Source organism: Sorangium sp. So ce1036 (genome assembly GCF_051369805.1).
Classification (GTDB): Bacteria; Myxococcota_A; Polyangia; order Polyangiales; family Polyangiaceae; genus Sorangium; species Sorangium cellulosum_F.
Genome location: NZ_JBBMOX010000001.1, coordinates 4,438,812 through 4,457,797 on the forward strand (window position 1 = coordinate 4,438,812; position 18,986 = coordinate 4,457,797).

Below are 18,986 nucleotides of genomic sequence, written 5' to 3' on the forward strand. Positions count from 1 at the left end.
GTTAGAAGAGAGATCGTCAGTGCGTTACCTTCTGCGACAGCTGGGCTTGTATCTTATCGCGGCGTGGGCATCGCTCACCCTGAACTTCCTTATCCCGCGGATGATGCCGGGCGATCCCGCCTCGGCGATGTTCGCGCGCTTCCGAGGCCAGCTCCAACCGGAAGCGATCGACGCGCTACGCAAGGCGTTCGGGTTCACGGGGGAGCCGCTCATCCAGCAGTATTTCACCTACCTGAACCACACGTTCCGCGGTGATCTGGGCCTGTCCGTGGCCCACTTCCCCGCCAAGGTGACGGATGTGATCGCGACGGGGCTCGGCTGGACGATCCTCCTGTCGGGCACCGCCGTGGTCATCAGCTTCACGGTGGGGTCGCTGCTCGGCGTTGTCGCGACGTGGCGGCGGGGTGGCTGGCTCGACTCCTCCCTGCCGCCGCTGCTCGCGTTCCTGGGGGCGTTCCCGTACTTCTGGCTCGCGATGGTGGGCCTCTACATCTTCGGGTTCGTGCTCGGGGCGTTCCCGCTGCGCCACGCCTACAGCGACACGCTCACGCCTGCCTGGACCGCGGAGTTCCTCGGAAGCGTGCTGATGCACCTGGTCCTGCCCGCGATGGCGATCGTCATCGCCACCATCGGCGGCTGGATGATCGGCATGCGCAGCGCGATGGTCACCGTCCTCGCCGAGGATTACATCACGATGGCGCAGGCCAAGGGGCTCTCGCAGTGGCGGGTGATGTTCAGCTACGCCGCGCGGAACGCGCTCCTCCCCAACGTCACCGGCTTCGGCATGGCGCTCGGGTTCGTGCTGGGCGGCTCGCTGCTCACCGAGATCGTCTTCTCGTACCCGGGGCAGGGCTACCTGCTCATTCAGGCTGTTCGAAACCAAGATTATCCGTTGATGCAGGGGATCTTCCTTACGATCACGCTGGCCGTGCTGGCGGCGAACTTCCTGGTCGACGTGATGTACGTGTTCCTTGACCCCCGCGCCCGGGCGCGCTGAGGGCCCGAAAGTCCAGGAGAAGTGATGGCTGCGCAACAAGGGAACAGCGGGAGCGGCCCGTCCCGTGCGATGGGCTGGTTCCGCCTCCTCCTCTCGAACCGCAAGGCGATGGTGGGCACGATCATCGTGCTCTTCTTCGTGCTGCTCGCCCTGTTCGGGCCCTCGATCGCCGGGCAGGATCCGCATGCGTTCGTGGGCATGCCGCACGAGCCGCCGTCGGCCGAGCACCTCTTCGGCACCACGGGGCAGGGGCAGGACGTGCTCGCGCAGACGATCGTCGGCGCGCGGGTGTCGCTGGCCGTCGGCTTCGCCACGGGCTTCGTGGTCATGGCGATCGGCGCGCTGATCGGCATGGCGGCGGGCTATTTCGGCGGGAAGATCGACGCCGTCCTCTCGCTCATGACGAACGTCTTCCTGATCATCCCCGGGCTGCCGATGGCCGTCGTCATCGCGGCCTACCTGCCGGCGGGGCCGCTCACCATCCTGCTCGTGCTCGTGATCACCGGCTGGGCGTGGAACGCGCGCGTCCTCCGGTCGCAGGTGCTCTCGCTGCGCGAGAAGGACTTCGTGTCCGCGGCGATCGTGAGCGGCGAGGGCAGCATGCGCATCATCTTCCGCGAGATCTTGCCGAACATGACGTCGCTCCTCATGTCCGGCTTCATCAGCGCGACGGTGTACGCCATCGGCGCGCAGGTCGGCCTCGAGTACCTCGGGCTCGGCGACCTGAGCGCCGTGACGTGGGGGACGAACCTCTACTGGGCGAGCAACAACGCAGCGCTCCTCACGGGCGCCTGGTGGACCATCGTGCCCACGGGCCTGTGCGTCGCGCTCGTCGGGTTCGCGCTCACGATGATCATGTACGCGATCGACGAGATCTCGAATCCGCGGCTTCGCGCGGAGGGGTCCTGGTTGCGCCTGCTCAAGAGCCGCAAGGTCGCGGTGGGCCCGTCGACGCCGGTGGTGAGGACCCATGGCAGCTAGTCCGCTTCTCTCAGTTCAGGATCTCCGGGTCGAGTTCATGACCCCGGCCGGCCCGGTCTGCGCGGTCGACAACGTCTCGTTCGACATCGCGCCCGGCGAGGTGCTCGGCCTCGCGGGCGAGTCCGGCAGCGGCAAGTCCACGGTCGCGCAGGCGATCATGCGGCTCCTCAAGCCGCCGGCGGTCATCACGGGCGGGCGCGTGTTCTTCGCGGGGCAGGACGTCCTGTCGATGAACGAGGAGCAGCTCCGCGCGTTCCGCTGGCGGAAGGTGGCGCTGGTGTTCCAGAGCGCGATGAACGCGCTCAACCCGGTGCTCACCATCGGCGAGCAGATCGCCGATCCGATCATCGCGCACGACGGGGTAAAGCCGGCGGAGGCGCTGGAGCGCGCGGCGGCGCTGCTCAAGCTGGTCGGCATCGACACCTCGCGCCTGAGCAGCTACCCCCACCAGCTCTCGGGCGGCATGCGCCAGCGCGTCGTGATCGCGATCGCGATGGCGCTCCGGCCGCCGTTCCTCATCATGGACGAGCCCACGACGGCGCTCGACGTCGTGGTGCAGAAGGAGATCCTCCAGCAGATCGCCGATCTCAAGGACCGGCTGGGTTTCTCGATCCTCTTCATCACGCACGACCTCTCGCTCATCGCGGAGTTCTCGACGCGCATCGCCGTCCTCTACGCGGGCAAGCTCGCGGAGACCGCCCGCGCCAAGGACCTGTTCAGCGACCCGAAGCACCCCTACACGCAGGGGCTCCTCGGGTCCTTCCCCTCGGTCCGCGGTCCGCGCCGGAGGCTGCAGGGCATCCCCGGCTCACCGCCGGACATGCGCAATCCGCCGCCCGGCTGCCGGTTCCACCCCCGGTGCTCCCAGGTCTTCGAGCCCTGCCGGAGCGAGCTGCCGGTCCTTCGTGAAATCGCGCCCGAGCACCGCGGCGCCTGCCACCTCTACACCTGACGATGACGATGACGCACCCCTCCGCCTCGCCTGTCCTCGATGTGGTGAGCCTCGGCAAGTACTTCACGGTCGGCGGCGGCCTCCGCACGCAGCAGCTCCGGGCGCTCCACGACGCCTCGTTCTCGCTGGGCGAGCGCGAGGTCATCGCGCTGGTCGGTGAGTCGGGCAGCGGCAAGAGCACGATCGCGCGGCTGCTCGCGCGGCTGATGCCCCCGAGCAGCGGGAAGATCCTGTTCAAGGGCAGGGATATCCTCAAGGAAGAGCCGTCGCGCGCCTCGCTCGCCTACCGCGGGCAGGTGCAGATGATCTTCCAGGACCCGTTCGGCTCGCTGAACCCGGTGCACACGATCGGCTATCACCTGGAGCGGCCGCTCCTGCTCCACGGCAAGGCCAGGAGCCCCGCGGAGCTCCGGGAGAAGGTGCACTCGCTCCTCACGACCGTCGATCTCAACCCCGCCGCGGAGGTCGCGGCCAAGTTCCCGCATCAGCTCTCGGGCGGGCAGCGGCAGCGCGTGGCCATCGCGCGCGCCCTGGCCGTGGATCCCTCGGTGATCCTGGCGGACGAGCCGATCTCGATGCTCGACGTCTCGATCCGCATGGGCGTCCTGAACCTCATGGAGCGCCTCAAGGAGGAGCGCGGCATCTCGTACCTCTACATCACGCACGACATCGCGAGCGCGCGCTACGTCGCCGATCGGACGATGGTGATGTACGCGGGTCACATCGTGGAGGGCGCGCCCAGCGAGGAGCTGATGCAGCAGCCGGCGCACCCCTACACGAAGCTCCTGCTCTCGGCGGTGCCGGATCCGCAGGGCTCGATCCGGAGCGAGCTCCCGGCCCGCTCGGGCGCGCCGAAGCTCATCAACCCGCCGCCCGGCTGCCCGTTCGCCGACCGGTGCCCGAGCGTGATGAACACGTGCCGGGAGCAGATGCCGGAGACCGCCGATCTCGGCTCGGGGCACTGGGTCCGCTGCCACCTCTTCCCGCCCGGCTCGGTCGCGGCTTCCGCGCACCACGAGCGAAAGGTGCCCGCCTCCGTCGAGGCTGCGGCCGTCTGAGGAGAACGACGAGAAGACATGCCGTCCTGGAGATTTCCTGACAAATTCGTTTGGGGGGTCGCGACTTCCGCTTATCAGATCGAAGGGGCCACGAGCGAGGATGGTCGAAGCGAGTCGATCTGGGATCGATTCGCGAAGACCCCGGGGATGATCGTCGACGGGACCCACGGCGACATCGCGTGCGACCACTACCATCGCTGGCCCGAGGACATCGCGCTCATGAAGAGCCTGGGCATGATGGCCTACCGGTTCTCGATCGCGTGGCCGCGGATCCTCCCGAACGGGCGCGGCGCGGTGAACCAGAAGGGGCTCGACTTCTACAGCCGCCTGGTGGACGGCCTGCTCGAGGCCGGCATCGAGCCGTACGTGACGCTGTTCCACTGGGACTTGCCGCAGGTGCTCCAGGACGAGGTGGGCGGCTGGCAACACCGCTCCACGGCGGACGCGTTCGTGGAGCTCGCCGACGCGGTGAGCCGGAAGCTCGGCGATCGCGTGAAGAAGTGGGTCACCCACAACGAGCCGTGGTGCACGGCGTTCCTCAGCTACGAGAAGGGGATCCACGCGCCCGGCCTGCGCGACTTCCGCAAGGCGCTGGCGGTGAGCCATCACCTCCTGCTCTCGCACGGCCTCGCGGTGCCCGTGCTGCGGAAGAACAGCCCCGGCGCCGAGGTGGGCATCACGCTCAACATGAACCTCGCGACGCCCGCGTCGCCGAGCGCCGCGGATTATGACGCCGCGCGCCACTATGACGGCTACTTCAGCCGCTGGTTCCTCGATCCGCTGTACGGCCGGCACTACCCGGCGGACATGATCGCGGACTACATCGCGCTCGGCCACCTCCCGCCGGAGGGATTGACCGAGTGCAAGCCGGGCGATCTCGAGATCATCGCGACGCAGTGCGACTTCCTGGGTCTCAACTACTACACCCGGATGATCCAGCGGAGCAGCAAGGTGCCCGAGGAGCAGAACCTGCCGAGGACCGAGAAGGTCGCGTCCGAGGCGGAGCAGACCGAGATGGGCTGGGAGGTGTACCCGGACGGCCTGCGTCAGCTGCTCACGCGGCTGCACCTGGAGTACGGGCCGAGGAAGATCTACGTGACCGAGAACGGCGCCGCGTACTCGACCGCGCCGGACGCGAGCGGCCGTGTCCGGGACGAGCAGCGGCTCCGGTTCCTGCGTGACCACTTCATCGCGGCGCGCCGCGCGATCGACGCGGGGGTGCCGCTCGCGGGGTATTTCGTGTGGTCGCTCCTGGACAACTACGAGTGGGATCGCGGCTACTCCCAGCGGTTCGGCATCGTCTGGGTCGACTACGAGACGCAGCGGCGCATCCCGAAGGACAGCGCGCTCTGGTACAAGCGCGTCATCGCCGCCAACGCGGTGGATGACGGCGACGCTCAGGCCGTCTGATCGCGACGCGCCGCAGACCGCGCGGCGCTCCGGAGATCCGCGAGGCGCCGAGGCGCTCTCCTCCGCGCCTCGGGCCCGTTCACGCCACGTTCACGTCACCCGGAGCACCTCATCGAGGGTGGTGACCCCCTCCTTCACCCGCAGGAGCCCGGCCTCGCGGAGCGGCAAGAGCCCCGCCTTGCGCGCGCCTTCCCGGTACGCCCGCTTCCCCGCGCGCCCCTTGATGAGCTCCCGCAGATCGTCGTCGAGCTCCAGCACCTCGAACAGCCCGAGCCGGCCCCGGTAGCCCGTCTGATGGCACGTCGGGCACCCCACGGCGCGCTTCAGCTCGGTGCCCTTCTCGATGAGGATCCGGTCTCCGTCGTCGCTCGTCACGGCGCTCTCGAGCTCGTACGTCTCCGCGCACTCCTCGCAGAGCCGCCGCACGAGCCGCTGCGCGATCACCGCGAGCAGGGCGTTCGCCACGATCCACGACTCCGCGCCGAGGTCCACGAGGCGGGCGACCGTGTCGACCGCGTCCGAGGTGTGCAGCGTCGACAGCACGAGGTGCCCGGTGAGGCTCGCCTGCAGCGCGATCTGCGCGGTCTCCGGATCGCGCATCTCGCCCACCATGATCACGTCCGGGTCCTGGCGCAGGATCGCGCGCAGGCCCGTCGCGAACGTGAAGCCCTGCCTCGGGTTGGCCTGCCCCTGCGTGATGTCCGCGAACTCGACCTCGATCGGATCTTCCAGCGTCACGATGCTGAGCTCGCTGGTCTTCATCACCTTGATGAGCGAGTAGAGCGTCGACGTCTTGCCCGACCCGGTCGGCCCGCACACCGCGATGAGCCCCGACGGGCGGTCGGCGAGCCGCTCGACGCGCGGCAGGTCGTCCTTGGCGAGCCCGAGCTTGTCGAGCGGGATCAGCTGGTGGCTGAGCAGCACGCGCAGCACGAGCGTCTCGCCGTGGATCGCGGGGAACGTCGAGGCGCGCAGGTGGATGAGCGGGTGGCCGTGCAGCTCCAGGCTGAACTGGCCGTCCTGCGGCAGCCGCCGCTCGGTCATGTCCATCCGCGCGAGCACCTTCACGCGCGAGGCGAGCGACGGCGCGAGCTCGAGCGGGATCTGCCCCTGGGGCACCATCACGCCGTCGACGCGGTAGCGCACGCGGAGGGTGTCGCGCTTCGGCTCGACGTGGATGTCGCTCGCGCCCATCGAGACCGCGCGGCGGACCAGGTGGTTCAGCACCTTGACGGCGTCGAGCTCCTCGGACGACGACGACGCGGGGGGGCGGCTGATGGTCATCGCGCGCCTCCCTTGCCGCCCACGTCGACGGTGCGGAGCGACACCATCTTGAGCTCGTTCGACCCGGGGAACGTCGCCCACACGCTGACGCCGTAGCGGCCTCCCCGCCCTTTGTCGTCGAGCGGGACCTGGATGCTGAACCGGTTGCCGTTCACCTCCAGAGGAATAGGCGTCTTGTAGCCCTTCGGGAAGAAGGTCGCGTGGGGCTGCGGGATGGCATATCCGCCCATCCGGAGCAGCCTCTCCGCCTTGATCGGCGCGCCGTGCTCGATCCGCGAGATCCCCACGCCCGCGATCTTCGCGGGCGGCCGGAGCTCGCCGGCGACGCGGATCACCTCGCCGACCCGCGCCCGCCTCGGGAGCGGCTGGTACGTCCCGTACTCGTCGACGAACTCCTGCGCCATGCAGGCGATGTCGAGCCCCTTCGCCTTGGCCAGCCCGACCCCGAGCGACGTGTGCGACGCGGTGAGCACATTGCGCCGGTGCCCGTCGGCCGGGGGCTTCTCGTTCATGAAGGCGCGGTGCACCCGCTCGAGGCTCTCCGCGGAGAAGCGCGGATCCGGATCGAGCTCGCGCGGGACCCCGTCGGCGAAGCAGCCCGCGTTCTCCATCACGAACCCGTCGCCGCCGGCCGTCGTGTAGCGCTCCTCCGGGACCGAGCCGTCGCTGCCCCAGTGGCCGGTGAAGCCCACCCGGACCATGTCCTCCGCGTGCCGCCGGCCCGCGCGGGCCGCGGTCTCGTCCCACGCGACGGGCGGCAGCGCGTGCGCGGCCCGATCGCGGTTCACCAGATCGAGCACGTAGCGCGCGGCCTCCGCGCGGGTCATCCGCCGGCCCTTCGCGGGCGGCGCCGCGGCGCCCTGCGCCTCGCCGCCGCCGCCGCCGTGCTTCGCCGCGCCCGCGGCCTCGTCCGCCACAGGGCGCGCGCCGTCCTCCGGCGCTCCCCCCGCGGCGAAGGCCACGGCCGGCCCCTCCGGCGACGCCCTCCCGGCGCCCGCGCCGCACCCGAGCGCGCAGGTGCCCACGCCGAGGAGCCAGAGCCCTGTGGCGCCGCGAAAGCCCCTCCGCCGAACGTCCCTCGTCGTTGTCCCGCTTCCATGGATCGCGCGCATCGATCGCGACGGTAGCGCCTCGCTGCCGCGCGCGGGAGGGGCAGAGGGGCAGGCGCCGCCCTGCGCGCGACGGCGTGGCCGCCGGCGAGGTGGTATCGATGCGCCACGTGAGCACATCGTCGTCGTCACAGGGCGCGGTCGCCGCGCACCCTCCCGGGGCCTCCGCGATCGTCCTCGCCGCGGAGCGCGGCGGCCGCGCGAGGTGGCCTCTCGCGGGCGTCCTGTGGATGATCCTGGCCCAGGCCCTCTTCGCCGCGATGAACGTCCTCGCGCGGCTCTCGTCGGCGCGCGCCCCGTGGACCGAGGTGGCCGCCTCGCGCACGCTGGTGGGCGCGGCCACCGCGCTCGGCGTCGCGCTCGCCCGCGGGGCGCCGCTCACGATGGGCAAGAGCGACCGGCGCCTCACGTGGGCGCGCTCGCTCTTCGGGACGGGGGCGATGCTCTGCACCTTCTACACGCTCGGCGCGTCGCAGGTCGCGCTCGGCGATGCGGTCACGCTCGGCGCGACGAGCCCGATCTTCGTCGCGCTCCTCGCGCCGTGGGTGCTCGGCGAGCGGAGCAGCCGGGGCCTCTGGCTCTCGATCCTGCTCGCCTTCGCGGGCGTCGCGCTGGTCGCCGCGCCCGAGCTCGCCATCGCGGGCGAGATCGCCCTGATCGCCACGCTGGGCGCGCTCTTCTCGGCGTTCGCCATGATCTCGCTGCGCAAGATCGGCGCCGGCGAGACCCGCGCGAGCCCCGAGGCGATCGCGCTGCACTTCTCGCTCGTGGCGAGCGCCGTGATGATCGCGCTCTCGATCCCGGGCTTCCGGACGCCCGACCTGCTCGGCTGCGCCCTGCTCGTCGCGACGGGGCTCGCCGGCGGCCTCGCGCAGCTCGCCATGACGCGCGCCTACGCGCTCGACAACGCGGCGCGCATCGGCGCGATCGGCTACGCGGGGGTCGTCCTGTCGCACGTGCTCGGCGCCGCCTGGCTGGGCGAGATCCCGTCGGCGCACCAGCTGCTCGGGACGGCGCTGGTGATGGCGGCCGGGCTCTGGCTCGCCGTCCAGGCGCTGCGCGAGGCGCGGCGCCGGGCGCGTTGACCGGATCCGGCGCACATGAGATAGCGCACCTCCACCGAAGGAGGATCTGCATGAAAGCGTTCGCTCTCCAGGGGTCGTTCGGCCTCGACGCGCTCCGCCCGACCGAGCTTCCGGATCCGGAGCCGGGGCCCGGCCAGATCGTCCTCAAGATGAAGGCCGCGTCGCTGAACTTCCGCGACCTGCTCGTGGCGAAGGGCCTCTACAACCCGAAGTTCTCGCTGCCGCTCGTGCCGCTCTCCGACGGCGTCGGCGAGGTCGTGGCCGTGGGGGAGGGGGTGACGCGGGTGAAGCTCGGCGACCGCGTGAGCCCGATCTTCAACCAGCGCTGGATCGACGGGGAGCTCTCCGCGGCCAAGGCGCGGGGGGCGCTCGGCGGGGAGCTGCCCGGCGTGCTCTCGGAGCGGGTGCTCGTCGACCAGGAGGGGGTCGTGGCGGTCCCGCCGCACCTCACGGACGAGGAGGCCGCGTCGCTGCCGTGCGCCGCGGTGACCGCCTGGAACGCGCTCTTCGCGGCGAGCCACCTCAAGGCGGGCGAGACGGTGCTCGTGCAGGGCACGGGGGGCGTCTCCCTCTTCGCGCTGCAGCTCGCCCGCCTGGCAGGCGCGCGCGTCATCGTCACGTCGAGCAGCGACGAGAAGCTCGAGCGCGCCAGGGCGCTCGGCGCGTCGGCGACGATCAACTACCGCACGACGCCCGAGTGGGACGCGCCGGCGATCTCGTTCACCGGCGGCGTCGGGGTGGATCACGTCGTCGAGGTGGGCGGCGCCGGCACGATCGTCCGCTCGCTGCGCGCGGTGCGCATCGGCGGGCGCGTGAGCGTCATCGGCGTGCTCTCGGGCGGCGCGCCGGAGCTCAACCTGTTCCCGATCCTGATGAAGCAGGTCCAGGCGCAGGGCATCTTCGTCGGCTCGCGCGCGATGTTCGAGGACATGAACCGCGCCATCGCCGCGGGCGAGCTCCGGCCGGTGATCGACCGCGTCTTCCCCTTCGGCGAGGTGCGCGAGGCGCTGAGGCACATGGAGAGCGGCGGGCATTTCGGGAAGATCGCGATCCGCTTCTGATCGCGATCCGCTCCTGTCGGATCGCGCTCCGCTTCGGATCGAGCGGCCGCGCCGCGCGGCGCCTCCGTCGCCCTCCGGCGTCCTCCCGAGAAGTGGCCTCTCGGGCCGAAGTCGTTTACGAACGGACCCAGCGGCCGGCCACGCGCCTCGGCCGCGCGAGAGGTGGTGGACGATGCGGCTCGATCTGGAGCTCGAGGTCCTGTGCGGTCAGCTCATCGTGGGCGGCTTCGACGGCGCCGAGCCGCCCGCCCGCTACCTGCGGGCGCTCGCCGAGGGGCGGCGGGGCGGGGCGATCCTCTTCCGGCGGAACGCCCCCGACGTCGCCGCCACGGCGCGGCTCTGCCGGGCGCTCGCCGAGGCGGCCGGCCCGGAGCGACCTCCGTTCCTCGGCATCGACCAGGAGGGCGGCCGCGTCACCCGCCTGCCGGCGCCGTTCTTGACGCTGCCGCCGATGCGCTCGCTCGGCGAGCTCGTGGACCTCCCGCTGCTGCGCCGCGCGGCGCGCGCGGTCGCGGCCGAGCTCCGGGCCGTCGGCGTCAACCTGAACTTCGCCCCGGTGCTCGACGTGGACTCGAACCCCGCGAACCCGATCATCGGCGACCGCGCGTTCGGCCGGGATCCCGGCGCCGTCGCGCAGCGCGGCGTCGCCTTCCTCGAAGGGCTCCAGGAAGAGGGCGTGCTCGCGTGTGGCAAGCATTTCCCGGGGCACGGCGACACCGAGCTCGACAGCCACCTCGCGTTGCCGCGCGTCGCCCACGACCGTGGCCGCCTCGAGCGGATCGAGCTGCCGCCGTTCCGCGCCGCGTGCGGCGCCGGCGTCGCGTCGCTGATGACGGCGCACATCGTCGTCGAGGCGCTCGATCCCGGCGTGCCGGCGACGCTCTCGCGGGCCGTCTGCACCGGCCTCTTGCGCGACGAGCTCGGCTTCCGTGGGGTGCTCTTCTCGGACTGCCTCCAGATGGCCGCGATCGCGGCGAACTACCCGATCGAGGAGGCCGCCCCCGCGGCGATCGGGGCCGGCTGCGACGCGCTGCTCATCTGCCACGACGAGGACGTGCAGGACCGCGCGCACGAGGCGCTCGTGCGCAGGGCCGAGCGCGACCCGCGCCTCCGCGAGCGCTGCGCCGAGGCGGCCGCGCGCGGCCTCCGGGCGCGCCGCGGCTGCCCGCCGCGGCCGTGTGCCTCGGCGGCGGCGCTCGCCGAGGTCGTCGACGGGGCCGCGTCGCGGGCGGTGCTCGCGGACATCGAGCGGGCGCGCGCCGCGTTCGCCGCGGGGGCCGCGACGTGACCTCGGCGCCGGGCGCGGCCGGCGGGGGGCCCGCGCGCGATCCTGGCCGCCGCTCCGCGATCGTCGCGCGGCGGCTCGTCACGTGCGACCCGTCCCGCGCCTCGTCGGCGGACCCGCTCGGCGTGATCGAGGACGCCGCGCTCGTCGTGCGCGGAGGCGCCGTCGAGGCCGTCGGCGGCAGGCAGGAGATCCTCGGCCGCGAGCCGGGCCTCGAGATCGCGCTCGAGGCCGGGGGGGTCGTCACGCCGGGGCTCGTCGATTGCCACACGCACGCGCCCTGGATGGGCTCGCGCGACGCGGAGTACGCGGTCCGCATGGCCGGGGGCGATTACGAGGCGATCGCCGCGGCGGGCGGCGGCATCGTCGCGAGCATGCGCGCGGTGCGCGCGGCGACGACCGGGGAGATCGCCCGTGTGCTCCGCGCGCGCCTCCGCCGGATGGCCGCGCTCGGCGTGACCGCCGTGGAGGCGAAGAGCGGCTACGGCCTCGACGAGGCCTCGGAGCGCAAGCAGCTCGAGGCGATCGCCGAGGCCGGGGGGGACGCGCGCCTGCCGCGGGTCGTGCCGACCTACCTCGCGCTGCACGCGCTGCCCCCGGAGGCCGGCGGCGACCGCGCGGCCTACGCCGACACCGTGGCGCGCTCCTGGCTGCCCGCCATCGCCGCGGCGGGCCTCGCGCGCCACATCGACGCGTACATCGACCGGAGCGCGTTCTCGGTCGACGAGGCGCGCCCGGTGCTCGAGCGGGCGCGCGCGCTCGGGCTCGGCGTGCGCGCGCACGTCGGGCAGTTCGCGGACGTGGGCGGCGCCGAGCTCGCCGCCGAGCTCGGGGCCCTGTCGGCCGACCACCTCGAGCACGTCTCGCCCGGGGGCATCGACGCGCTCGCCCGCGCGGGCGTCGCCGCGGCGCTCCTGCCCGTGGCGAGCTTCACCTTGCAGCAGGCCCCGCCGCCGGTCGCCGCGCTGCGGGCCGCCGGCGTCCCGCTGCTCGTGGGCAGCGACGCGAACCCCGGCACGGCGCCGACCGAGAGCCTGCCGCTCGCGCTCGCGCTCGCGGTGCGGCTGTACGGGCTCACGGTCGCCGAGGCGATCCTGGGCGCGACGCGCGAGGCGGCGCGCGCGCTCGGGCTCGGCGAGGTGTGCGGCGCCGTGCGCCCCGGGTTACGGGCCGATCTCGCGGTCTGGGACCTGCCGCACGAGAGCGCGATCGTGCAGCCCTGGGGCGCGCCGCGCGCGCTCGCCGTGCTGCGCGACGGCGAGGTCATCGCCGCGGCGGGCTGAGGAGCGGCGCGGCCTCATCCACAGGAATCCTGGCAGGATTCCCGACGCGCGGCAGTAGGATGCCCCGGGAGGGGACATCGAGCGATGCGCCTGCGATGGTTCGAGGTCGAGGGTTACAAGAACGTCCGCACGCGCCTGCGCCTCGCCGAGCTCGGCGACATCAACGTCCTGCACGGCGACAACAACGTCGGCAAGTCGAACCTGCTCGAGGCGATCGGCCTGTTCTTCCTGCTCGTTCGTGCGTTGCGTGAAGATGCTCGCGGCGGCCCTGGCCTGCGTGAGCGCCATGCACGGAGAGCCAGGCGGGCTGCCGACGCCGTGAGCGGGCGCTCTGCGGCGCGGAGCTTCGACTACTTTGCGACCCTCGGCTTTCCTCCGGACGACATCTTCGACCTCCACGGCGCACGGCCGATCAGGCTCTCGGCGCAGGTAGAGCTCCAATCCGGCGACCTGGACAATGAGGATCCCGCATGGATGGGCTAGCCGATCGAGCTCACCCTCGACCTCGAACGCCGCGAGGACGAGCTCCTGCTCACCCTGGTTCGCGCTGCGCGTGCAGACGGGGTGACCCTCTCGTCCGAGGGGGGAGAGGCGGCCAACGACGACCTGGCCCGCGTGCTCGACCGGCTCGGTCCGCGCCGCGGCCCCGCTGGTCCGGCGCCGCGTTTCGCTCTGATTCGCGCCGACAGGACGGTCCTGACCGAGGTCGCTTCGCCCAGGTTGGGAGACTCGGCGCCGCTCGAAACGAGAGAGCCGTTACCGCGTGAGCTCGGCCTCGCGCTCCACGACGCGGAGATCGCGACGGGGCCTCAGCGCGAGCGCTTCGATCTCTTCGCCGGCGCCCTCGGCCGGTTTCGTCCCCTGTTCGGCGAGGGGCAGTGGCGCATGATCTATGACCGCCGCGCCGAGCGGGCAGAGCTGAGCTTCGAGGGGAGCGAGGGGCGCGTGCCGCTGCGACTCATGGGCTCTGGTATCCAGCAGATCGCGGTCTTGCTCGCGCGGCTCCTCGTGACGAGCGCGGACGTCGTGGCGGTCGAAGAGCCCGAGCTCAACCTGCGCTGGGCCGCGCAGCACCAGCTCCGCGAGGCGCTCGCTGCGATCGCCGGGGCTCGGGGGGGCCATCGCAGATGTTCGTGACCAGTCACTCTCCTGCGTTCGAGTTCGCGCCGATCTTTTATCTCATCGAGCGCACGCCCGAGGGACCCAGCGTCTCCCGCCGCGCCAAGGAGCAGGCGCGGCTCGTCTTGAGCCCGGGCGTCGAGACCCCGCCGGCTGGCGCGCGCGCGCCGCTCTCCTATGTCACCACCGAGGGGCTCGTTCGGTTGCCGGATCACGTTCGAGCGGATCTCGGCCTCCTGGGGGGCGGGGGCGTCGCGTTCGTTCGCGAGAAAGATCACGGACATTACCGCGTCCTCACCGACGATCAGTTCCTCGACCTGATCGAGCCCCAGGGATCCGAGCCTTGACCAAGGACGAGATCGCGGCGCGCCTCCGGCAAGGCGGGCTGCGCTGGCCTTCGACACCAACGCGCTCTACGTCCACCGCAGGCTCATCGGGCTCTGTGCCGATATCGAGCGCTGCAACGAGCGCCTTCGGCAGCGGAGCCTTCCGCCAGCGCGTCTCATCGTGTGTGCGGTCGCTCACGTCGAGGAGCTGTTTGATCTCAAGTAGAAGTACCGCGAGACGTTCGACTTCGGGGCCATCCTGGACGGCCTCCGCTCGAAGGGACTGGAGATCCAGGCGTTCGACGCGAACCACGCGCGCGAGACGGCGATCCGGCTCGGTGAACGCTACCCCAGCACGGACGCGTGGCGGCAGGCGAAGAGGCAGCGCTGCATTCGCTGTGTCGGCCTCGATCCGCTGCGGGTGACCGCGCCCGGCTCCGGTCGACGTTGCGGCGCGGCGCAGCTGCTCTCCGTGCCGCAGGCTGAGCAGCGTCCAGAGCCGATCGCGCGCCTCGACCGCGTCCCTCACGGCCGCCGGCGCCTTCGCCTTCGCCCCCTTCGGCTTGAGCAGCGCGAGCAGCTCGTTGCCCACGGCCGCCGCCTCGTCGACGTGCGCCCGGGTGACCGCGGTCTTGCCCCGCACCTCGGCGGCGTGATCGCGGAAGAGCTGCGCGAGGTCCACGCAGTCCTGCACCACATCGCGCGCGCCCGAGCCCGCCATGATCTTCTTCACCTTCTGCGCGGGCAGCACGCCCGCCTTCATCAGCGCCACGGCGGCGCTGAGCAGCACGTCGCGGAGCTCGTGCGCGCGCTTGAGGAGCCTCTTCGTCGTGCCCGGCGACGAGCGATCGACCTGCGCCGCGGCGTACACCAGGCCGAGGGCGAGGCGCCGGAGCGATCTCATCGCCTCGAGATCAAAGGGCGCGGGGAGGTCCGCGAGGTCGGCCTCACGCGACATCACGGCCTCGAGCCCCACGCTGACGTTGTGATGAATGAGCGCGGCGTCGGCGCGCAGCGGCTGGATCTCGCGCGCGGGGATCTCGCGCGCCGCCGGCAGGAACTCGGCCGCGGCCTCGGCCGAGCCCTGGACGTCGAGGGCATCGGCCCGACGCGCGGCGGCCTCGTCGGGCGCCCTCGCGTCGGCGGCCGTCCTCGGCTTCGTGCTCGGCTTCCTGGGGCTCTTCTTCGTGATGGCTCTGGACATCGCATCTCCTCGCTTCAGCGGGTCTCCTGCCTGAAGGATAGGCGGGATGCGAAGGCGTCGAGAAGTGCTCCGCAGGGACGGGACAAGGTGGCTGCCCCCGGTCCGGGCCCTGCCTCCGGGGTACGGGGCCCGGGTGCGCCCACGTGGCCGCGCTCGCGCGGACATCGATCACCTGGCCGCGACCGCGACCGGGCCCTCGGGCGAAGGTCGGCGACCTTGCCGCGACCGCGAGCGGGCCCTCGCGCGAAGGCCGGCGACCTTGCCGCGACCACGACCGGGCCCTCGGGTGAAGGCCAGCGGCCTCGCGGCGACCGCTTTGCCGCGGGCCGCGCCGCTCCTCGCGGCGCCCGCAAGTCAAGCCTGGACGCGCGTGCACCCTGCGCGTATGCCCCCGCGCCTATGACTGAGACGCAGAGCCCTGTCGCTGTCCCGAGCCGCACGGACGGCTCGTTCGATCCGGTCCCGCTCCTCGCCGAGGAGCTGAGCCTCCCCCGCCAGGGTGTCTCGGCCGTGGCCAAGCTGCTCGCCGAGGGCGCGACCGTGCCGTTCATCGCGCGCTACCGCAAGGAGGCGACCGGCGGGCTCGACGAGGTGCAGATCCGCGCCATCGAGGAGCGCCGCGCCTACCTGCTCGAGCTCGAGGAGCGCCGCGCCACGGTGCTCTCCGAGATCCAGAAGCAGGGCAAGCTCACCGACGCGCTCGCCGCCAAGATCCGCGCGTGCCGCACCAAGGCCGAGCTCGAGGACCTCTATCTGCCCTTCAAGCCGAAGCGCCGCACGCGGGCGATCATCGCGAAGGAGCGGGGCCTCGAGCCGCTGGCGGATCGCGTCTGGTCGCAGCCGGAGGACGGCAGCCCCGAGGAGGAGGCGCGCGCCTTCGTCAGCGCCGAGAAGGAGGTCCCGGACGTGGCGGCCGCCCTCGCCGGCGCGCGCGACATCTGCGCCGAGCGCATCGCCGAGCACGCCGACGTGCGCAAGCTCGTCCGCGAGGCGTACGCGAAGGAAGGCGTCATCAAGGTCCAGAAGAACGAGGAGCACGAGGGCAAGCAGACGAAGTTCGACATGTACGCGAGCTTCGAGGAGCCCGTCGCGAACATCCCCTCGCACCGCTACCTCGCGATCCGCCGCGGCGAGGCCGAGGGCGTGCTCCGCGCCTCGATCGAGCTCGCGTCCGAGCCGCTCCTCGCGCCGATCCACGCCGCGATCGGCCTCAAGCCGAGGACGCCGTGGGCCGGCGAGCTCGGGAAGGCGGCGGACGACGCCGTGAAGCGGCTCCTGCTCCCCGCCGTGCAGAGCGACGTGCGCGTCGACCTCAAGATGCAGGCCGATCGCGCCGCGGTCGAGGTCTTCGCCCAGAACCTGCGCGAGCTCCTCCTCGCCGCCCCGTTCGGCACCAAGGCCGTGCTCGGCATCGACCCGGGCCAGCGCACCGGCTGCAAGTGCGCGGTCGTCGACGAGACCGGCAAGCTCCTCGAGCACACCACGATCTACCTGGTCGGGAGCAGCGACGCGCTCGAGCGCGCGCGGCAGGACCTGCGCCGCATCTGCCGCAAGTACCCGCTGCGCGCGGTCGCCGTGGGCAACGGCACGCACGGCCGCGAGACCGAGGCGTTCGTGAAGGACGTGCTCGCGTCCGAGGGCCTGAAGGAGATGTTCTGCGTCCCGGTGAGCGAGGCGGGGGCGAGCGTCTACTCGGCGAGCGAGGTCGCGCGCGAGGAGTTCCCCGACCTCGACCTCACGGTGCGCGGCGCGATCAGCATCGCCCGGAGGCTCCAGGACCCGCTCGCGGAGCTCGTGAAGGTGGATCCGAAGAGCATCGGCGTCGGCCAGTACCAGCACGACGTCTACCAGGGCCTGCTCGCGCGGAAGCTCGACGAGGTGGTCGAGAGCTGCGTGAACCTGGTCGGCGTGGAGCTCAACACCGCGAGCGCGCCGCTGCTCGCCCGCGTCGCCGGCATCGGCCCGAGCCTCGCGAAGAAGATCGTCGCGCACCGCGATCTGCACGGCGCCTTCAAGAACCGCAAGGCGCTGCTCGACGTGCCCGGCGTCGGCCCGAGGACGTTCGAGCAGGCCGCGGGCTTCTTGCGGGTGAGGGGAGGGGAGCACCCGCTCGACGCGAGCGCGGTGCACCCCGAGCGCTACGGCCTCGTCGAGCGCATCGCGACGGATCTCGGCGTGCCGGTCGGGTCGCTCATCGGCGACACGGCGGCGATCGCGCGGATCGATCCGAAGCGGTACGAGTCCGGCGACGTCGGCTCGTTCACGCTGAACGACATCCTGAGCGAGCTCAAGAAGCCCGGCCGCGATCCGCGCGCCACCTTCGAGCCGCCGAAGTTCCGCGACGACGTGCGGACGATGGAGGACCTCAAGCCCGGGATGGAGCTGGAGGGCGTGGTGACCAACGTGACGGCGTTCGGCGCCTTCGTGGACGTCGGCGTCCACCAGGACGGCCTGGTGCACGTGTCGCAGCTCGCGGACCGGTTCGTGAAGGACCCGAACGAGGTCGTGAAGGTCGGCGAGAAGATCAAGGTGCGCGTGCTGGAGGTCGATCTCGGGCGCAAGCGCATCTCGCTCACCGCGAAGAAGGGGGGAGCCCCCTCCGGCGCGCGTCCTTCCGCGGGCTCGGCGCCCGCGGGCGGCGACGCCCGCGGAAGGAACGACGGCCGCCGCCCGAACCAGGGGCAAGGGAAGGGGCAGCAGGGCGGCTTCCGGAACAATCCGTTCGCGGATCTGCTGAGGAAGTAGGAGGGCGAGGGGAGGCTTTCGGTCTCGAGAGCTCCCCGGACGCCGTCAAGCGTCTTCCGTCCCGGCGGACTGGAGTCCTTCCCCTGTCTCCCCCCTCCTCCCCACCCCGGAGCGCAGGGCCGGGAGGCGGGCGTATCCAGCCCGGCTCACACCCGCTCTAGAACCCGTGATCCGCGAAGAATCGCTCGATCCGGAGCGACACCAGCTCCGGAAACTCGACCGCGGTGTAGTGAGTCCCCCCGCGAACCACGAGGATCTCGGCCATCGCGATCCGGCGCGCCATCGACTGCGCAAGCGCCCGCGGGGTGAACGTGTCGCGGTCGCCCGTGATGATCAGCGTCGGAACGTGGATCTGGTCGAGCACGTCCTCGGCGTCGTGCGTCCCCAGCGCGCGGAGGTTCCTGAAGAACCCCTCCATGTCGAGCTGCCCGAACGGCTGCACGAGCTCGGCAAATACCTCGCTGTCGAGCGTCTTCCCGAGCAGCCCCATCCGCTTCAACCAGATCACCGCCTCCGGCTGGCTCATGGCGCGCCGCGTGACCTGGGTCGCCACCGCGTGCGCGCGCGTCGCGAGATCCAGGAGCGGCGGAAACAGGCGCCCGAGCCCCGGCAGCGGCCCCAGCGTCTCCAGCGGCCGGCGGTACGTGCCGTTCAGCAGGACCAGGTTCTCGGCGAACCCCGGGAGCCTGCGGAACGCCTCGAGCGCGACCTGCACGCCCATGCTCCAGCCCATGAGCGAGCCGCGCCGCACCCCCTCCCTGGCGAGGATCGCCTCCAGGTCGCGGACATGGCACGCGACCGCGTAGGCGTCCGGAGTGTCCGGTGACGGGCGCTTCGACTCGAACATCCCGCGGTAGTCCCACGTGATGAAGCGGTACCGGTCGGACAGGTACTCGACCTGCGCCCGCCAGGCGAGGTAGGGCCCGCCCAGCCCGTTGACCAGGATCACCGTCTTTGCGCCCTCGAACGGCGGCGGCGTCACGCGGTACGCGATGTCGGTTCCATCAAAGCTCGTCACCCGTCGGGTTTCCATCCGGAGCGGCGGCCGTCGGGGAGGCGGCGGAGTCCGACCCCCGCCGGACGTGGA

The 18,986-nt window shown here is 71.9% G+C and carries 17 protein-coding genes; 13 read left to right on the plus strand and 4 right to left on the minus strand.

Annotated elements, in window-relative coordinates:
* Positions 1–19: 19 nt before the first annotated feature.
* Genes WMF31_RS16820 through WMF31_RS16840 form a run of 5 tightly spaced genes read left to right on the plus strand, consistent with a single transcriptional unit; the run spans position 20 to position 5,398 of the window.
* The gene (locus tag WMF31_RS16820; RefSeq protein ID WP_436602914.1) at positions 20–997 is read left to right on the plus strand and encodes an ABC transporter permease; all 978 of its coding nucleotides are present in this window, start codon (positions 20–22) and stop codon (positions 995–997) included.
* 24 nt (positions 998–1,021) lie between these two features.
* Positions 1,022–1,978 carry an ABC transporter permease gene (locus WMF31_RS16825; protein ID WP_436602915.1) on the plus strand — a complete coding sequence of 319 codons (957 nt, stop codon included), beginning with the start codon at positions 1,022–1,024 and terminating at the stop codon, positions 1,976–1,978.
* Positions 1,968–2,930 (plus strand): ABC transporter ATP-binding protein, encoded by a 963-nt coding sequence (locus tag WMF31_RS16830; RefSeq protein ID WP_436602916.1) that lies wholly within the window; start codon positions 1,968–1,970, stop codon positions 2,928–2,930. Before WMF31_RS16825 ends, WMF31_RS16830 begins: the two co-directional genes overlap by 11 nt.
* Before the next feature lie 2 nt (positions 2,931–2,932).
* Entirely contained in the window at positions 2,933–3,988 is a 1,056-nt protein-coding gene (locus tag WMF31_RS16835; protein WP_436602917.1) for an ABC transporter ATP-binding protein, read from the plus strand.
* Positions 3,989–4,006: 18 nt separating this feature from the next.
* Complete coding sequence (locus WMF31_RS16840) at positions 4,007–5,398, plus strand: GH1 family beta-glucosidase (RefSeq protein WP_436602918.1); 1,392 nt, start codon at positions 4,007–4,009, stop codon at positions 5,396–5,398.
* A 90-nt stretch (positions 5,399–5,488) separates the two neighbouring features.
* Here the strand turns inward: WMF31_RS16840 and WMF31_RS16845 are convergent, their stop codons facing one another.
* Positions 5,489–6,682 carry a GspE/PulE family protein gene (locus tag WMF31_RS16845; RefSeq protein WP_436602919.1) on the minus strand — a complete coding sequence of 398 codons (1,194 nt, stop codon included), beginning with the start codon at positions 6,680–6,682 and terminating at the stop codon, positions 5,489–5,491.
* Entirely contained in the window at positions 6,679–7,707 is a 1,029-nt protein-coding gene (locus WMF31_RS16850) for a CAP domain-containing protein (protein ID WP_436602920.1), read from the minus strand. The genes WMF31_RS16845 and WMF31_RS16850 overlap by 4 nt, the downstream gene beginning before the upstream one ends.
* A 185-nt stretch (positions 7,708–7,892) precedes the next feature.
* Here WMF31_RS16850 and WMF31_RS16855 point away from each other — a divergent pair, with 185 nt between their 5' ends.
* The 7 genes from WMF31_RS16855 (at position 7,893) to WMF31_RS16885 (ending at position 13,971) form a co-directional block, all read left to right on the plus strand.
* Entirely contained in the window at positions 7,893–8,876 is a 984-nt protein-coding gene (locus WMF31_RS16855) for a DMT family transporter (RefSeq protein WP_436602921.1), read from the plus strand.
* Between the two features lie 50 nt (positions 8,877–8,926).
* Positions 8,927–9,937, plus strand: a complete 1,011-nt coding sequence (locus WMF31_RS16860; RefSeq protein ID WP_436602922.1) for a zinc-dependent alcohol dehydrogenase family protein — start codon at positions 8,927–8,929, stop codon at positions 9,935–9,937.
* Positions 9,938–10,109: 172 nt separating this feature from the next.
* Positions 10,110–11,225, plus strand: coding sequence for a beta-N-acetylhexosaminidase (gene nagZ / locus WMF31_RS16865; protein WP_436602923.1), 1,116 nt, complete (start codon positions 10,110–10,112; stop codon positions 11,223–11,225).
* A complete protein-coding gene (gene hutI, locus WMF31_RS16870; RefSeq protein WP_436602924.1) occupies positions 11,222–12,505 on the plus strand; it encodes an imidazolonepropionase in 1,284 nt (427 codons plus the stop codon). The genes nagZ and hutI overlap by 4 nt, the downstream gene beginning before the upstream one ends.
* An 84-nt stretch (positions 12,506–12,589) precedes the next feature.
* Positions 12,590–12,988: a hypothetical protein gene (locus WMF31_RS16875; RefSeq protein WP_436602925.1), complete on the plus strand. Its 399-nt coding sequence runs from the start codon at positions 12,590–12,592 to the stop codon at positions 12,986–12,988.
* A gap of 81 nt (positions 12,989–13,069) precedes the next feature.
* A complete protein-coding gene (locus WMF31_RS16880; protein WP_436602926.1) occupies positions 13,070–13,642 on the plus strand; it encodes a hypothetical protein in 573 nt (190 codons plus the stop codon).
* Positions 13,639–13,971, plus strand: coding sequence for a hypothetical protein (locus tag WMF31_RS16885; RefSeq protein WP_436602927.1), 333 nt, complete (start codon positions 13,639–13,641; stop codon positions 13,969–13,971). Before WMF31_RS16880 ends, WMF31_RS16885 begins: the two co-directional genes overlap by 4 nt.
* Here the strand turns inward: WMF31_RS16885 and WMF31_RS16890 are convergent.
* Positions 13,919–15,154 carry a hypothetical protein gene (locus WMF31_RS16890; protein WP_436602928.1) on the minus strand — a complete coding sequence of 412 codons (1,236 nt, stop codon included), beginning with the start codon at positions 15,152–15,154 and terminating at the stop codon, positions 13,919–13,921. The genes WMF31_RS16885 and WMF31_RS16890 overlap by 53 nt on opposite strands.
* A gap of 399 nt (positions 15,155–15,553) precedes the next feature.
* Here WMF31_RS16890 and WMF31_RS16895 point away from each other — a divergent pair, with 399 nt between their 5' ends.
* Entirely contained in the window at positions 15,554–17,899 is a 2,346-nt protein-coding gene (locus tag WMF31_RS16895; protein WP_436602929.1) for a Tex family protein, read from the plus strand.
* 157 nt (positions 17,900–18,056) lie between these two features.
* Here WMF31_RS16895 and WMF31_RS16900 read toward each other — a convergent pair whose 3' ends face one another.
* Entirely contained in the window at positions 18,057–18,917 is an 861-nt protein-coding gene (locus tag WMF31_RS16900; RefSeq protein ID WP_436602930.1) for an alpha/beta fold hydrolase, read from the minus strand.
* Positions 18,918–18,986 lie beyond the last annotated feature (69 nt).

What these genes read in the sequence shown, in the direction of transcription:
- WMF31_RS16825 (WP_436602915.1), top strand. Translation starts at nt 1,022, where the DNA reads ATGGCTGCGCAACAAGGGAACAGCGGGAGCGGCCCGTCCCGTGCGATG.
- WMF31_RS16830 (WP_436602916.1), top strand. Translation starts at nt 1,968, where the DNA reads ATGGCAGCTAGTCCGCTTCTCTCAGTTCAGGATCTCCGGGTCGAGTTC.
- WMF31_RS16835 (WP_436602917.1), top strand. Translation starts at nt 2,933, where the DNA reads ATGACGATGACGCACCCCTCCGCCTCGCCTGTCCTCGATGTGGTGAGC.
- WMF31_RS16840 (WP_436602918.1), top strand. Translation starts at nt 4,007, where the DNA reads ATGCCGTCCTGGAGATTTCCTGACAAATTCGTTTGGGGGGTCGCGACT.
- WMF31_RS16845 (WP_436602919.1), bottom strand. Translation starts at nt 6,682, where the DNA reads ATGACCATCAGCCGCCCCCCCGCGTCGTCGTCGTCCGAGGAGCTCGAC.
- WMF31_RS16855 (WP_436602921.1), top strand. Translation starts at nt 7,893, where the DNA reads ATGCGCCACGTGAGCACATCGTCGTCGTCACAGGGCGCGGTCGCCGCG.
- WMF31_RS16860 (WP_436602922.1), top strand. Translation starts at nt 8,927, where the DNA reads ATGAAAGCGTTCGCTCTCCAGGGGTCGTTCGGCCTCGACGCGCTCCGC.
- nagZ (WP_436602923.1), top strand. Translation starts at nt 10,110, where the DNA reads ATGCGGCTCGATCTGGAGCTCGAGGTCCTGTGCGGTCAGCTCATCGTG.
- WMF31_RS16875 (WP_436602925.1), top strand. Translation starts at nt 12,590, where the DNA reads ATGCGCCTGCGATGGTTCGAGGTCGAGGGTTACAAGAACGTCCGCACG.
- WMF31_RS16890 (WP_436602928.1), bottom strand. Translation starts at nt 15,154, where the DNA reads ATGTCCAGAGCCATCACGAAGAAGAGCCCCAGGAAGCCGAGCACGAAG.
- WMF31_RS16895 (WP_436602929.1), top strand. Translation starts at nt 15,554, where the DNA reads ATGACTGAGACGCAGAGCCCTGTCGCTGTCCCGAGCCGCACGGACGGC.